Source organism: Asaia sp. Ae19-3 (genome assembly GCF_059801175.1).
Map to the genome: position 1 here is coordinate 2,669,510 of NZ_JBCHWF010000001.1, position 13,671 is coordinate 2,683,180.

At 59.0% G+C, this 13,671-nt stretch carries 10 protein-coding genes; 1 reads left to right on the plus strand and 9 read right to left on the minus strand.

What is annotated here, in order from left to right; all coding sequences use genetic code 11:
• The first annotated feature begins 11 nt into the window (after positions 1 to 11).
• Complete coding sequence (locus AAID99_RS11695) at positions 12 to 668, plus strand: RluA family pseudouridine synthase (RefSeq protein ID WP_498493965.1); 657 nt, start codon at positions 12 to 14, stop codon at positions 666 to 668.
• Here the strand turns inward: AAID99_RS11695 and AAID99_RS11700 are convergent.
• The 9 genes from AAID99_RS11700 to AAID99_RS11740 all read right to left on the minus strand — a co-directional run bounded on the left by AAID99_RS11700 (position 641) and on the right by AAID99_RS11740 (position 13,641).
• A complete protein-coding gene (locus AAID99_RS11700; RefSeq protein WP_188427134.1) occupies positions 641 to 1,609 on the minus strand; it encodes a glycosyltransferase in 969 nt (322 codons plus the stop codon). The genes AAID99_RS11695 and AAID99_RS11700 overlap by 28 nt on opposite strands.
• Before the next feature lie 50 nt (positions 1,610 to 1,659).
• Complete coding sequence (gene rfbD, locus AAID99_RS11705; RefSeq protein ID WP_188427135.1) at positions 1,660 to 2,562, minus strand: dTDP-4-dehydrorhamnose reductase; 903 nt, start codon at positions 2,560 to 2,562, stop codon at positions 1,660 to 1,662.
• Positions 2,562 to 3,119, minus strand: coding sequence for a dTDP-4-dehydrorhamnose 3,5-epimerase (gene rfbC / locus AAID99_RS11710; protein ID WP_188427136.1), 558 nt, complete (start codon positions 3,117 to 3,119; stop codon positions 2,562 to 2,564). The genes rfbD and rfbC overlap by 1 nt, the downstream gene beginning before the upstream one ends.
• A gap of 11 nt (positions 3,120 to 3,130) precedes the next feature.
• The gene (gene rfbA, locus AAID99_RS11715; RefSeq protein WP_229719872.1) at positions 3,131 to 4,039 is read right to left on the minus strand and encodes a glucose-1-phosphate thymidylyltransferase RfbA; all 909 of its coding nucleotides are present in this window, start codon (positions 4,037 to 4,039) and stop codon (positions 3,131 to 3,133) included.
• Complete coding sequence (rfbB, locus tag AAID99_RS11720; protein WP_188427137.1) at positions 4,036 to 5,091, minus strand: dTDP-glucose 4,6-dehydratase; 1,056 nt, start codon at positions 5,089 to 5,091, stop codon at positions 4,036 to 4,038. The genes rfbA and rfbB overlap by 4 nt, the downstream gene beginning before the upstream one ends.
• A 523-nt stretch (positions 5,092 to 5,614) precedes the next feature.
• Entirely contained in the window at positions 5,615 to 6,892 is a 1,278-nt protein-coding gene (locus AAID99_RS11725) for an MATE family efflux transporter (protein WP_188427252.1), read from the minus strand.
• Positions 6,893 to 7,211: 319 nt separating this feature from the next.
• Positions 7,212 to 9,005 carry a DUF885 domain-containing protein gene (locus AAID99_RS11730; RefSeq protein ID WP_498493966.1) on the minus strand — a complete coding sequence of 598 codons (1,794 nt, stop codon included), beginning with the start codon at positions 9,003 to 9,005 and terminating at the stop codon, positions 7,212 to 7,214.
• Between the two features lie 47 nt (positions 9,006 to 9,052).
• On the minus strand, positions 9,053 to 10,552 hold the full coding sequence (locus AAID99_RS11735) for an efflux transporter outer membrane subunit (RefSeq protein ID WP_188427139.1): 1,500 nt from the start codon (positions 10,550 to 10,552) through the stop codon (positions 9,053 to 9,055).
• A complete protein-coding gene (locus AAID99_RS11740) occupies positions 10,549 to 13,641 on the minus strand; it encodes an efflux RND transporter permease subunit (RefSeq protein ID WP_188427140.1) in 3,093 nt (1,030 codons plus the stop codon). The genes AAID99_RS11735 and AAID99_RS11740 overlap by 4 nt, the downstream gene beginning before the upstream one ends.
• Positions 13,642 to 13,671: the final 30 nt, after the last annotated feature.

Below are 13,671 nucleotides of genomic sequence, written 5' to 3' on the forward strand. Positions count from 1 at the left end.
CCCCTCCCCCAATGTCGGATTTCCCCTATCCCATCCTGTATCAGAGCCCGCGTCTCGTCGTGATCGACAAGCCCGCTGGGCTCCCCGTTCATCCGGGCCCGAAAACGACGCATTCGGTCGAGGCGCTGTTTCCGCTTCTGTCACGACGCAAGGATGGTCCGTGGCTGGTCCATCGCCTTGATGCCGATACCTCGGGCTGTCTCATGATTGCATTGCGCAAGCAGGCTCTCGTAGAGGCGCAGGCGCTTTTCGCCTCCGGGCAGGTCCGCAAGACCTACTGGGCCGTCGTTGGAAAAGCCCCGGTGGAAAACGAAGGCGTCATCGACACCCCGCTGCGCAAGGTCGCGACGAAAGAGGGCTGGCACATGGCGCGCCACGCCAATGGGCAGAAAGCCGTGACCGCCTGGCGTGTGCTTTCACGCAGCCAAGGCAGGGCTCTGATTGAATTGACGTTGCTCACGGGGCGTACCCACCAGGCACGCGTGCATTGTGCAGTTCTTGGCTGTCCTATTATCGGCGATGGCCGTTATGGGGGCGGCACCGGTGCCTTGCATCTGATGAGCCGTTCGCTGCACGCGACACTTACGACAGAGCAGGTTTCTGCGCGCGCCGAGCCGTCAGATACGTTCCGCCGCACCTGTCATGATTTCAGCCTGACGCTGCCGTAAAACAGAAACCAGAACCGGAACAGCCAGGTCTCGGCCGGGCGCTGACGGATGAAGCTGCGCTCTGTCAGCAGAAAACGCAGGCGTGTTCCAAATCCGCCGCCAAGCACAGTCTGGAGGCGCGACAGAAATACACCAGCCTCCGGCTTGAGGGCTTCGGCGCAATCAGGGTCCTGCAAACGGACAACCAGTGCCACGAGCAAGGCCATGAAGGCCTTGGGGCCACGACGCAAGGCCCGCATTCCTCTGGCGAACAGTGACCGCTCGACACCCACAGCATTACGCCGATGCTGCCGGTAAAAACTCACACATCGGTCATCGAAAACAATCTGCCCCCCGGCTCCCAGCACCAGCACATAGCTCCACCAGTCATGGAGCACGCCTTTCGGCGCGTGAACCGACCGGATGAGTGCCGCTGCCTCGGCGTTGAGCATCACCGTATGACCGGTCGCGATATTCTGGATCAGGGCCGAATAGAAATCGGGAATACGCCTGAGAGGCAGTGATGGCCCGAATACCTGCAGCTTTTCATCGGTAAGGAACTGACGCGCGCAATACAGGGCAGGTCCTGTCAAACCTGCGAGTTTCTCACGTGCCCAGACAAGTTTTTGCGGCACCCAGACATCGTCCTGATCAGCGAAGGCAATGAGGGCATCCTGGGGGGCTGCGGCGAGCAGCAGGGCATAGGAACAGGCTACCCCGAGATTACCCGGTTCAGCCTCGATCTCGACGCATCGTCCCAGGCCACGATGCTCCTGAAAAGACAGCATGATGGCGCGCGACGCATCCTGAGACCCGTCATCGCGCCAGTAAAGACACCAATTGGCATCAGTCTGCGCTAGAAAGCTGTCAAGCTGCTGGTTGAGAAAGGCCTCGCCGTTATAGACGGAAAGCAGGATCGCTACGGGCGGCGGTGCCGCCCTTTGGGCGTCCCTTCCTCCCACCGCGTATAAACGCGGTGCTTCAAAAATCGTCCTGCCCTCTACAGACACGTTCAGATTGGCTTGGTCGCAAAATGCTCATCGACCGCACGGGTGACGCCATCGCGCCATTCCGGCAGGCTGATGCCGAAAACCTGCTTGAGCCTGCTGCAATCGAGGCGGGAATCCTGAGGACGCTTTGCCGGGGTCGGCCAATCCTCCGTGCGGATGGCAGCAACCTCGACAGGCATGGCCTGCCCATGTCGGACGGCTTCCTCAAGAGCAGCTACTGCAAGACCGTGCCAACTGGTCTCACCCGTGCCGCTGGCATGGTAGAGACCAGCAAATTTGTCCTGCCATCCGGCTTCGACCTGATCTGAAATGGACAGAATCGCCGTTGCCAGATCATCTGAACTGGTCGGATTACCGTATTGATCGCCCACCACCTTGAGATGGGTATTCTTCGCACCTGCATTGACCATGGTGCGAACAAAGTTCTTGCAGTGACCCGAATAGACCCAGGAAGTGCGCAAGACGATGCTGTGCGGCTGGGCTTTCAGGACAGCCTGTTCGCCCGCAGCCTTGGTGCGGCCATAGACTGTCTGTGGGGTGACCGGATCGGTCTCGACATAGGGCGTGCCCTTGTCACCCGCATAGACATAATCCGTGGATACATGGATCAGTGGAATATTGCGCTCGGCACAAAGCCGCGCCAGTTCTGCCGGTCCGGTCTCATTGGCGATGGTCGCCCCTTCGATCTCGCTCTCGGCCAGATCGACCGCAGTCCAGGCTGCGGCATTAACGACCACAGACGGTTTGACCCGATCGAGCGTGGTCGCCATCGTCTCGGATGAGGCAAGATCGAAAGCGGGGCGGCCCACCACCACGACCCGATCACCGCCAAGCATTTTCAGCGAGGTCGCAAGCTGACCCTGACCACCCGTGACGAGTATGTGCTTTTCCGTTGCCGTGCTCATCAGTACTGGAACCATCCCTTGGCTTCGGTAAAATGCGGTGCAATCTTGTCCTTGTCAGACAGCACAACTTCGCTCTCGGTGATCGGCCAGTCGATCGCCAGATGCGGACAATTCCAGATGACGGCTCGCTCGGACGCCTTGTCATAAAGGGAGGTGCATTTGTACTGCACTTCGGTGTTTTCCTGCAAGGTGACAAAGCCATGCAGAAAGCCGGGGGGAACCCAGAGCTGCGACCAGTTCTCTTCGGAAAGCTCAGCAGCAACCCACTTCCCATAGGTCGGCGAACCGGTGCGTGCGTCAACGGCCACATCCCAGATCGCGCCCTTGGTGCAACGTACGAGCTTGCCCTGAACGAACGGCGCTACCTGCGAATGCAGGCCGCGCAGAACACCTTTCTGAACCGACAGGCTCTGATTGTCCTGCACGAAGGTCAGATCGATTCCTGCCTCGACCATCTTCTGATGATTATAGGTTTCGGAAAAGAACCCGCGGGTATCGCTGAAACGCTGCGGGGTGACCAGAATGACGTCAGGAATGGCGAGACGTTCGACTTTCATGGGACCGGCTCCTAGTTTCTGCCTGACTGGGTCTGCTGCGCAAGTTCCAGCAGCATACGACCCAGTTCGGTCTTCTTTTTGGCGTTACCCTGAACAATGAGCTGCTCACGATCAATGAAGCCCATGCGATAGGCGACTTCGGTCGGTGAGCCTACCAGCATGCCCTGACGGGACTGAATGGTCTGAACGAAAAGCCCTGCCTGCATGAGACTGTCCGGCATACCGGCATCGAGCCAGGCGCAGCCACGGCCCAGACGATCAACCTGAAGCGACCCTTCTGCCAGATACATCTGGTTGAGATCGGTAATCTCGAGTTCGCCACGCGGGCTCGGCTGCACCTTCTTCGCAAATTCGACGACACGGCTGTCGTAGAAATAGAGGCCTGTCACAGCCCAGCTCGATTCCGGTTCACTGGGCTTTTCGATGATACGCTGCGCACGACCGCTCTCGTCGAAACTGACCACGCCATAACGCTCGGGGTCACGCACCTGATAGGCAAAGACCGTCGCGCCCTTGGGACGTGCCGCAGCAGCACGCAGCAATACGCTCAGATGATCGGCAAATATCAGGTTATCGCCGAGGGCAAGCGCGCAAGGCGACCCGTCAATCCAGTCTTCCGCAATCAGGAAAGCCTGCGCCAGACCATCGGGCGAAGGCTGCTCACGATACTCGAAATGTACGCCAAACTGCGAACCGTCTCCAAGCAGACGCTTGAACTGCGGCAGATCATGCGGCGTGCTGATGATCATGATATCCTTGATCCCCGCCAGCATGAGCGTGGTCAGAGGATAATAGATCATCGGCTTGTCATAGACCGGAAGCAACTGCTTCGAGGTTGCCAGCGTCATGGGATGCAGGCGCGTACCCGAGCCCCCGGCCAGAAGAATGCCCTTCATTGGCTTGGCGTTTTCGGTGCTCATGCTTTTGTTCCCAGTCTCTGTCCGGTGTAGCGGCGGGCGCGTATGCCTTCCCACCAGTGACGGTTGTCGAGATACCATTGAACGGTGCGACGAATGCCCGTTTCGAAATCGTGCTTCGCCTTCCAGTCGAGCGCCTTTACAGCGTGGCTGGGGTCGATCTCATAACGGAAATCGTGACCGGGACGATCGGTGACAAACCGGATCAGACGCTCGCGCGGCCCGGCCGGATCAGGCGACAATTCGTCGAGCACTGCGCAGATCGTCTTGACGACATCGAGATTGGTGCGCGGCTGGCGGGCGCCGATGGCATAGGTTTCGCCAGGCTGACCACGCTCGACAGCCTTCACCAGCGCCTCGGCATGATCTTCGACAAAAAGCCAGTCGCGAATGTTCTCGCCCTTGCCGTAAACCGGCAGTTCCTTACCCTCGAGCGCATTGATCGTCACCAGCGGGATGAGCTTCTCGGGGAAGTGCCAGATACCGTAATTATTGGTCGTGTTGGTCACGAAGGTGGGCAGACCATAGGTGTGATACCAGGCGCGCACCAGATGATCCGAAGCCGCCTTGGACGCTGAATACGGGCTGCGGGGGTCGTAAGGCGTCGTCTCTGTGAATGGCGGATCGTCGAGTTCGAGATGGCCGAACACTTCGTCAGTCGAGATATGATGGAAACGGAATGCCTTCTGCGCCTCGGCACCAAGCGTCTGCCAGTAGCGGCGAGCAGCCTCGAGCAGCGCGTATGTCCCGGTCACATTCGTCTCGACGAACACACCGGGCCCATCGATCGAGCGATCGACATGGCTCTCTGCTGCAAGATGCATCACGGCATCGGGACGGTATTCGTCAAAAAGCTTCTGAAGCTCGACACCGTTGACGATATTGACGGCAGCGTGACGATAGCGCGGATCGGCAGCCACCTCGCCAACCGTCTCCTCTGAGGCTGCATAGGTCATGCAGTCCACATTGAGCACTTCATGAGACGTCTGACGTATTAGATACCTGACCACGGCAGATCCAATGAACCCGCAGCCACCTGTCAACAATATTCGCATCGTTACTCTCAGTCACAGCATTTTCAGGGGCGGCAAATCCGGGCATCCGCACCGCCTTGTCATTCTCCCAGTATAATCTGCAAGGGTGGATAGGAAAGATACGATGTGCGACAAAATACATAGACGTATCTTCTTGTTGCGAAGACGAAAAAAAAGATGTCTGGGTCAGATGGAGAGGCGGCTCAGATTATTTCAATAAAAATACATATAACCCTGAAAATTGTTGAGAGAAGAAGACTGTTCTGTGAATTTTTTCACGAGAATACGCAACTTTATCTAAAGAAAGATACTTATAGAAAATTGATTTGTATATCATTGTTAGAAATAGAATTATACTATTTTAGTGAAATTATCGTTATACATTAATATCAATGGTTTTATTCGTATTTATTTATTATTTTTCTCAATTCTCTGTTATTTTCTATTCAATATCGCGTCCTTACACGAAGATGACACAATTTTTCAGCTCATCGGGTTCTTTGAGTCACACGTCGATAAACAGCCCGTGAGGGCTCTCGCGCACTCAGATCCGTTTGATCACCCTGAACGCCGTCAAGGCTGCCAGGCTTCCGAAAATCACAACCCCCAGAGACTGACCGACCAGAATACCGATTGGTCCATAAAAGGAGCCGATCCACACAAACGGGATCGTTCCCAGCGTGGCCCGCCCCCAGTTGAACCCGGTCGAATAAAGCGGATGGCCGAGATTGTTGAAAGCCGTGTTCGAGACGAATAGCAGACCCACGAAGAAGTAGCTCGCCACCAGCCAGCAGCAGAACAGCGTGACGATACGTATCGCCACCCCTTTCGACGCGAAGAGATGCAGGATGGGGGTATGGAACGCCGCCAGAATGGCCCAGGTCAACACCACGCATAAAGCCGTGAGCTTGAGCGAGGCATAAAGCGTCTCGCGCACACGGTCTTTCTTTCCGGCACCCAGATTCTGCGACATTATCGGCCCGACAGAGCCTGTCAGGGCAAACACAAAGGCAAAGGCAACCGGCACAATGCGATCAATCGTTGCCTGACCCGAAATCGCTTCCAGCCCAAATCGCGACATGAAATGCGTCGTGAAAAGCCCACCGATCGGCGTGGCCAGATTGGTCGCGATGGCGGGCAGGGCCACCCCCCCGATCTGGCGCGTTGCAGGCGCGATCGCCCAGAGACGCGGCCGTTCCAGCATGCGGTGGTTGCGCAGGCTGTAAAAGCCGAAAGCCACCACGGTCCCCCGCGAGATGATCGTGCTGATGGCAGCGCCTGTCAGACCCATATGGAACCCGAAGATAAGGATCGGATCGAGCAGGGCTGAGACAAAAGCGCCAACCAGCGTGACCTGCATCGAGCGACGAGCGTCACCCACGCAGCGCAGCAAGGCCGACTGCGCCATGCCGTAACAGACCAGAGGCAGGAATGGCGAGACGAGATGGAGGAACCCGACCGCCTGAATCAGCGCCTCTCCCCGCGCCCCGAGCAGCGTAAGCAGAAAAGACGCCAGAACCGCCGTCAGACTGCCAAGCACGGCTGTGACCGCGACCATCACCACCATGAAAGCCGATGCGAAACGTCGCGCCCGTATGACACGCCGCGCTCCGATCAGCCGCCCGATAATGGCACCGAGACCGATCGTCATGCCGATCGAGACGGCTACCTGCACATAGCCAAGCGCCGCGGCAAAGCCGATGGCTGCCGTCAGCGCCGGGTCATGCAGATGCGAAATGTACCAGAAGTTGAGCAGATCGACCGCGAAGACGGCCATCAGCCCGATTGCGCCTGTCCCTGCCATGACCACGACATGGCGCATGATACTGCCATGAACGAAGCGCGCCGGGCGGGTCGCCTTGAGATCAACCTCAGGCGGTGGCTCCTGCTGCGCCAGATCATCGGGGGAAATCTTGTCGGGGGGAGGCGAAGTCAGAGACATATCCCCATGATCCTGCCCTGTTCGCAGGCCAGTGGGAACGACAGAAATTCGGAATGGAGCTTTTTTTACCGATATTCCAGCGCTCTGCCCCGGCCCCGCGAAGGGGCAAGGCCCTTCGATCCCCGCTTCGACTCAATCAGGTTCCCAAGGGACGTCCGTCCTTTGGCGGGGGGCGTGGCAGCGCCCCCCGCCTGCCCTCTTACTTCTGGGCCTTCACTTCCTTGATCCAGGCATCCACGCGATCGGCGAGCAGGTTCAGCGGCAGGGCACCACCTGAAAGCACGACATCGTGGAATTTGCGGATGTCGAATTTCGAGCCAAGCTCGGTTTTCGCCTTTTCGCGCAGACGCAGAATGGTCTGCTGGCCAAGCATGTAGCCCAGAGCCTGACCGGGCCAGGCAATGTAGCGATCCGTCTCGGCCTGCATGTCAGGCTCGCTGGTGGGCGGATGCGCATGGAAGAATTCCAGCATCTGGGCGCGGGTCCAGTGCAGATCATGCACACCCGTATCCAGAACCAGACGATCTGCACGCAGAAGCTCCCCGTTCAGGCGACCGTAATCGCTGTAGAGATCCTTGTAGAAGCCCAACTCCTTGCCCAGGCCCTCGGCATAAAGCGCCCAGCCTTCAATATAGGCATTATAGAACCCCTGCTGACGGAAAGGCGGCAACGGCAGGGACTGCGCCGTGGAGATCTGGAAGTGATGACCAGGCACCCCCTCGTGATAGGCTGTATCCTCGATCGTATAGATATCGCGCTTGGCATAATCGCCAGTGTTGACGAACACGATGCCAGGGCGTGAGCCATCGGGCGTGCCCTGGTGATATTCGGCGCCAGCCGCCTCGGCCTCGCGATAGCGCTCGACGGGACGCACTTCCAGTTTGGTAGTCGGGATCCTGTCGAAATCGCGTGTGAGGGCGGGCTCCATCTGCGCGATATACTTGCGGTAGAGATCGATGATCTGCTCGCGCGACGTGGCGTAGAGCTTGGGGTCCTTGTCCACGGAGGCGCGCAGGGCTGCCAGATCGGAAAAGCCGAGCTTGTGGGCAATCTCGCCCATCTCGCCCTCGATCTTTGCAACCTGATCGAGCCCGAGCTGGTGGATTTCCTTCGGCGTCATGGTTGTGGTGGTCAGGGTGCGGATATCATAGCGATAAAGCTCATCCCCTCCCGGAAGTGCCCAGACACCCTCCTGAGCGCGACCATGGGCAGCGTAGCCCTGCTTCATGAAAACAGCCAGACGCTGATAGGCCGGTCGCACGTCATGATCGATGGCGGCAATAATCGCCTTGCGCAGACGTGCCTGATCCGCAGCGGAAACGCTGGCAGGGAATTTCGTAACAGGCTCGCCGAACGGACTTTTTTCCCCTTCGGGTGCTGCAATCTGCTCGACCTGCTGCTCGGCTTTTTCAAGCAGGAAACGCGGCGGCATGAGGCCGTCTTTCTCACCCAGACGAGCCAAGGCAATGACCTGATCGATCGCCTTCGGAATGCCACGCAGACGGGTGAGGTAGTCCTCGTAATGCTTCGTGGTATCGAACGGAATGCTGGAGACGAAGCCCGGATATTGCAGCTGGGCGCCGTTCATCTGGTCGATGGGCATCTCATAGGTCTTGAGACGGATACCCTCGAGCGTATCCTGAAGCTGCTGGATGATCATGGCACGGCTGATCTGGCGCTGGTCATCGAGCGATGAGGGCGTGATAGCCTCGAAACGCTTCAGAAACCCCGTCAGGACCGGAACCGAACCCTTGATATGGGCAAGGGAGAGATCGCTCCAGCGGTCATTGTAACGATAGTCACCGATCGAGGTCGCGAGCTCGGGCGCGTTTTTGAGCTGATACTGCCATTCCTCGTCGAGCAGCCTGTCAAAGGCCGTCGCGGCGCTGGTGTCAGACGTGACGACCTGAGCCGGAGAAGCGAGCGCGGTTGTCGCACCGAGAAGGCAACCGAACCCAAGCAGGGCAAGGCGGGAGAGACGGGGGGACTTCATCAGCGATGGTTCTCCTAAGCGCGCCGGCACACGGCACGCCAGGAAGGTCAGAACGCCGCATGCCAGTCTGTCGAGGGAACCTTCATAGCGGTATCGTTACGATGCCACCACCCGCCACCCAGCGCCTGAAACAGGGCAACACTATCGGTAAACCGTGTCGCCTTGGCCTGGATCAGGTTGAGGCGGGCCTCAAGCTCGATCTGCACTGCCGCCTGGAGCAGGATGGGGCTGATATCTCCATAGGACATCTGGCTCTGGGAAATGCGCAGGCTGCGCACGGCAGCGTCTTCATTCGCTGCGCTGATGGTCAGCGCATCCGAATCATCCTGCAACGCATGGAGCGTGTCGGCCACGTTCTGCATCGAGGTCAGCACGGTGTTTTTATATTGTTCGGTGGCCGCCAGCAGATTGTCCCGCGCCTGACGCTCGAGATGCATCAGCTCGAAACCCTGGAAGATGGGTTGCGCCACCATGGCGCCAATCGACCAGTTGCCATAGCCGGGTGTGAAGAACTGGCTCATCGCATTGATGGCCTGACCCGGCGTTGCGGAAAGCTGCACATTGGGCAGCCGGTTGGCAATCGCCACACCGACCTGCGCGCTGGCGCTGTGCATCTGTGACTCAGCCGCACGTATATCGGGACGCTGCGACAGAAGCGCGCTTGGCAGGCTGACCGGCAGAGTGGCAGGCAGACGGTAGGTCTCGAGCGGGATCTCGGGCAGCATCTCGTTCGGGGTGACGCCGACAAGGGCGGCAATCTGGTCATGCGCCTGTTCGGCCTGCAGATGCAGAGGGGGCAGCGTCGCCTGTGCCTGGGCGAGGGCGGCCTTCTGCGCCAGAACCTGTGCCTCGGCTATGTCGCCAAGGCGATACTGCTTTTCCATCACATCGAGCAGCTTCTGCTGGGTCGCAATGATGTCTTTTGTGGCCTCGATCTGGGCGTTGACGCTCGATTGGGTGATGAGCGTCACGATCAGCGTGTTCACCAGCGTGTTCGTCGTCGCAATCAGCTGGAAACGCTGCATCTCTGCCTGAGCGGCCTGGTTTTCCACCTGACGGCGCAACCCGCCCCAGAGATCGGGCTGGTACGAGATGTTCAGCTGCAACGTGTGCAGATTATAGAGCATCTCGTTATTGCCCGGCACAGGCGACAAGGCCTTTGACGTCTTGTTGCGTGTCGGATTGAACGAGGCCGAAATGCTGGGAAGCAGAGGCGCCCCGGCTACTTTTGTCTGCTCATAAGCGGCCTTGAGCGAGGCTTGCGCCGATTTGAGCGACGGGTTGTTCTGCAGGGCACGGGCAACGAGGGCGTCAAGCTGGGGCGCCCCGAGCGCCTTCCACCATTCTCCGCTCAGATCGGCGCCTACGGTCAGGGTCTGGGCAGCACCCGCCGCACCGCTGCCGGATGTGCCATGAACAGAGCCCGGCAGAGCCGTGCTCTGATAACCGGCATTCCCTAGCACCGCAGGCCTGTGGAAATCAGGCCCTATGGCACAACCAGACAGGGCAAGGGCGGCAGCGCAGCCCAGCAAGAGGGATTGCCTCATGACACGCCTCCCGAACGGCGCGCCTTGCGGCGCTCTATGAAGTGCTCCATCTCGAAAAAGAAGACGGGCAGAACGAAGAGGGTCAACAGGGTTGCGATGCCCAGACCGCCCACCACCACGGTAGCCAGACCGCGCTGCACATCCGTGCCGACGCCAGTTGCGAGAGCAGCTGGCAACATACCTGCGCTGGCAACCGTCGCCGTCATCAGGACAGGGCGGAAACGCTCGGCAGCACCCGCCAGAACCGAATCATGAATGCTCAGACCGGCACGATGGTGCCGGTTGATGGCCGCAATCATGATGATGCCGTTCTGCACGGCCACACCGAAGAGGGCGATGAAGCCCACGGCAGTTGCGATGTTGAGCGTCTCGCCACGCAGATGCAGGGCGATCAGACCGCCCAGCGTGGCAAGCGGCACTACGCTGAGCACCAGAACCGCATGGCGGAACGTGCCGAATTCCATGAACAGCAGCAGCAGCATGATCGAGAACATGACCAGAAGCGCCACGCCCAGACGGGCCTGGGCACGCTGTTCCTGCTCGAAACTTCCTGCCCATTGCAGGCGGTATTTGCGCGGGTCGAAATGGACCTGTGCCGAGATGCGCTTTTGCGCATCCTCGAGATATTGCGACAGCGGGCGCTGACCATTATCAACGCGAATGGTGATCTGACGCTCGCCCATCTCATGGGCAATGTTGCTCTCACCCATGTGCAGACCCACATCGGCCACTTCCGCCAGCGGGATGGGCGCGCCTTCGGTCGAACGCAGAGGCAGGGAGCGGATCGAGGCAAGGTCGTTCAGATCCCTGCTGCCCACATGAAGTGTCGCATTATAGACGCGGTCTTCCACATAGACCTGGGTGATGGCGCCATCGCCGATGGCATTCTGAACGACCGTGCTGATATCCGATACGTTGATTCCATAGCGCGCAGCCTGATCGCGGCGTGGCGTGATCATGAGCTGCGGTATCTGCGGCTCCTGGAAGATCGAGGCATCGGCTGTGCCGGGCACGTCATGCAGAATGCCCACGATCTCACGTCCGATACGACGCAGTTCATGAAAGTCATTGCCATAGACGCGCAGGACGAGCGGTGAGTGGGCACCACCCACCAGATCGTTCATGCCATCCTGAATAGGCTGGCTGATACCGAAACTGATCCCGGGAATCTGCGAAAGCCGCTCGCGCAGACGTGCGATGAACTGCGCCTTGGTCTCGCCAGATGCCCATTGATCATAGGGTTTGAGCCCGACAGGCATTTCGATATGCGAGAATGTCCACGGGTCCGTGCCGTCATCATTTCGGCCAAGCTGGGTGATCGCATAGGACGTCTCAGGGAACTCCCTGATGGCCGAACGCACTTCGCTGGCAATACGGCTGCCTTCATCAAGCGAGATACCCGTCGGGAGCTGCACCTGAAGCCAGAGCGCGCCCTCATCGAGATCGGGAAGGAATTCGCGACCGACCGTCGCCCCCAGAACCAGAACCGCCAGCAGGGCCGCACCACCACCGATATAGGTCACCAGCGGGCGGGCCAGCATATGGTTGAGGCCACGCTCATAGGCATGATGCAGCGCCTCAAGCGGACGGTTATGCCAGATGCGGCGTGGCTTGTACAAAGCCAGATAGCTGAGCGTCGGAATGAGGCAGAGCGCACAGGCCAGAGCGCCGATCAGGGCGAAGCTGACCGTATAGGCCATCGGCCGGAACAGCTTGCCCTCGCTGCCCTCGAACGCAAAGAGCGGGCTATAGGCCACGATGATGATCAGTGTGGACGAGAAGATCGAACGCCCGGCGATACGGGCGACACTCAGCACTTCGGTGCTGGTCAATGTCGCTTTCGGCGATTCCTCTCGCAGACGCAGAATGGCCTCGGTGATGACGATGGCGCCGTCCACGATGACGCCGAAATCGATGGCGCCGAGCGAGAAGAGATTGGCTGCCATACCGAAGAAATGCATCAGCACAAAGACGGTAGAGAGCGCGAGCGGAATGGTGACGGCCGTCACAACGGCGCTGCGCGGGCTGCCGAGAAACAGGGTGAGAATGACCAGAACGAGGCCGATACCCTCCACCATGGTCTCACCGACCTTGTGGGTGGTGGCCTTCACCAGATTATCGCGATCAATGTAGGGGACGAGACGCACATCGAGCGGTTTGAGACGCTCCTGCAACTGGTCGACCACGCCATGCACGTTGTCCAGCACCAGAGACGGGTTGGCGCCAGACAGCATGGTCACGATGCCTTCGATGGTATCGGGATTATTGTCCTTGCCGAGAATACCCTCACGGATCTGATGGCCGAACTGCACCTGACCCAGATCGCTCAGCAGGACAGGCGTGCCGTTATGCTGCGCGACGACAATGCGTTTCATGTCGTCCAGCGTGTGGATCATGCCTACGCCGCGCACGATATAGGATTGCTCGCCACGCGTGACACGCCCGCCCGCGGCATTGGCATTGTTGTTCTTGATGGCGTTAACCACGTCATCGGTGCTGAGCCCGTAGCGCAGCAGCGCCTCGGGCTTGAGCACCAGCTGATATTCGCGTGTGAGACCGCCAAAGTTATTGACGTTCACAATGCCTGGCACGCGCTGCAGCGTGGGAATGACGATCCAGCGCTGCACGTCGGAAAGCTGCATCAGATCCATCGAATCCGATTCCAGCGTGTAGCGGAAAATCTCGCCTGCCGGCCCGGTGATCGGGCCAAGCTGGGGTGTCACGCCATCGGGCATGCTGGCCGTGCCCAGCAATTCGAGCACAAGCTGGCGTGCCGTAAAGACATCGATCCCGTCATGGAAGATCAGGGTGATGAGCGACAGGCCGAACGTGCTGCTTGAGCGGCTCTCGGTCACACCCGGTACGGCAGCAAGGGCGCGTTCAAGAGGCACGGTGACCTGCTGCTCCATCTCTTCGGCAGCAAGACCCGAAACCTGGGTAGTGACCTGAACGTTGACAGCGCCAAGATCAGGATAGGCCTCTACCGGCAGAACACGCCAGGCATAGCCACCCGCAAGGGCCAGAAAAACAGCGCAGATAAAAACGATATGACGGCGCGCAAAGCACCAGGAAATCAGGGTCGCGATCACGGATTATAGGGCTCTCATCTGCGGCGCTGA

Excerpts from the sequence above, each read along its gene's own strand:
- AAID99_RS11725 (WP_188427252.1), bottom strand. The coding sequence starts at position 6,892 with ATGCGCCATGTCGTGGTCATGGCAGGGACAGGCGCAATCGGGCTGATG.
- rfbA (WP_229719872.1), bottom strand. The coding sequence starts at position 4,039 with ATGAGCACCGAAAACGCCAAGCCAATGAAGGGCATTCTTCTGGCCGGG.
- rfbB (WP_188427137.1), bottom strand. The coding sequence starts at position 5,091 with ATGCGAATATTGTTGACAGGTGGCTGCGGGTTCATTGGATCTGCCGTG.
- AAID99_RS11735 (WP_188427139.1), bottom strand. The coding sequence starts at position 10,552 with ATGAGGCAATCCCTCTTGCTGGGCTGCGCTGCCGCCCTTGCCCTGTCT.
- rfbD (WP_188427135.1), bottom strand. The coding sequence starts at position 2,562 with ATGAGCACGGCAACGGAAAAGCACATACTCGTCACGGGTGGTCAGGGT.
- AAID99_RS11730 (WP_498493966.1), bottom strand. The coding sequence starts at position 9,005 with ATGAAGTCCCCCCGTCTCTCCCGCCTTGCCCTGCTTGGGTTCGGTTGC.
- AAID99_RS11695 (WP_498493965.1), top strand. The coding sequence starts at position 12 with ATGTCGGATTTCCCCTATCCCATCCTGTATCAGAGCCCGCGTCTCGTC.
- rfbC (WP_188427136.1), bottom strand. The coding sequence starts at position 3,119 with ATGAAAGTCGAACGTCTCGCCATTCCTGACGTCATTCTGGTCACCCCG.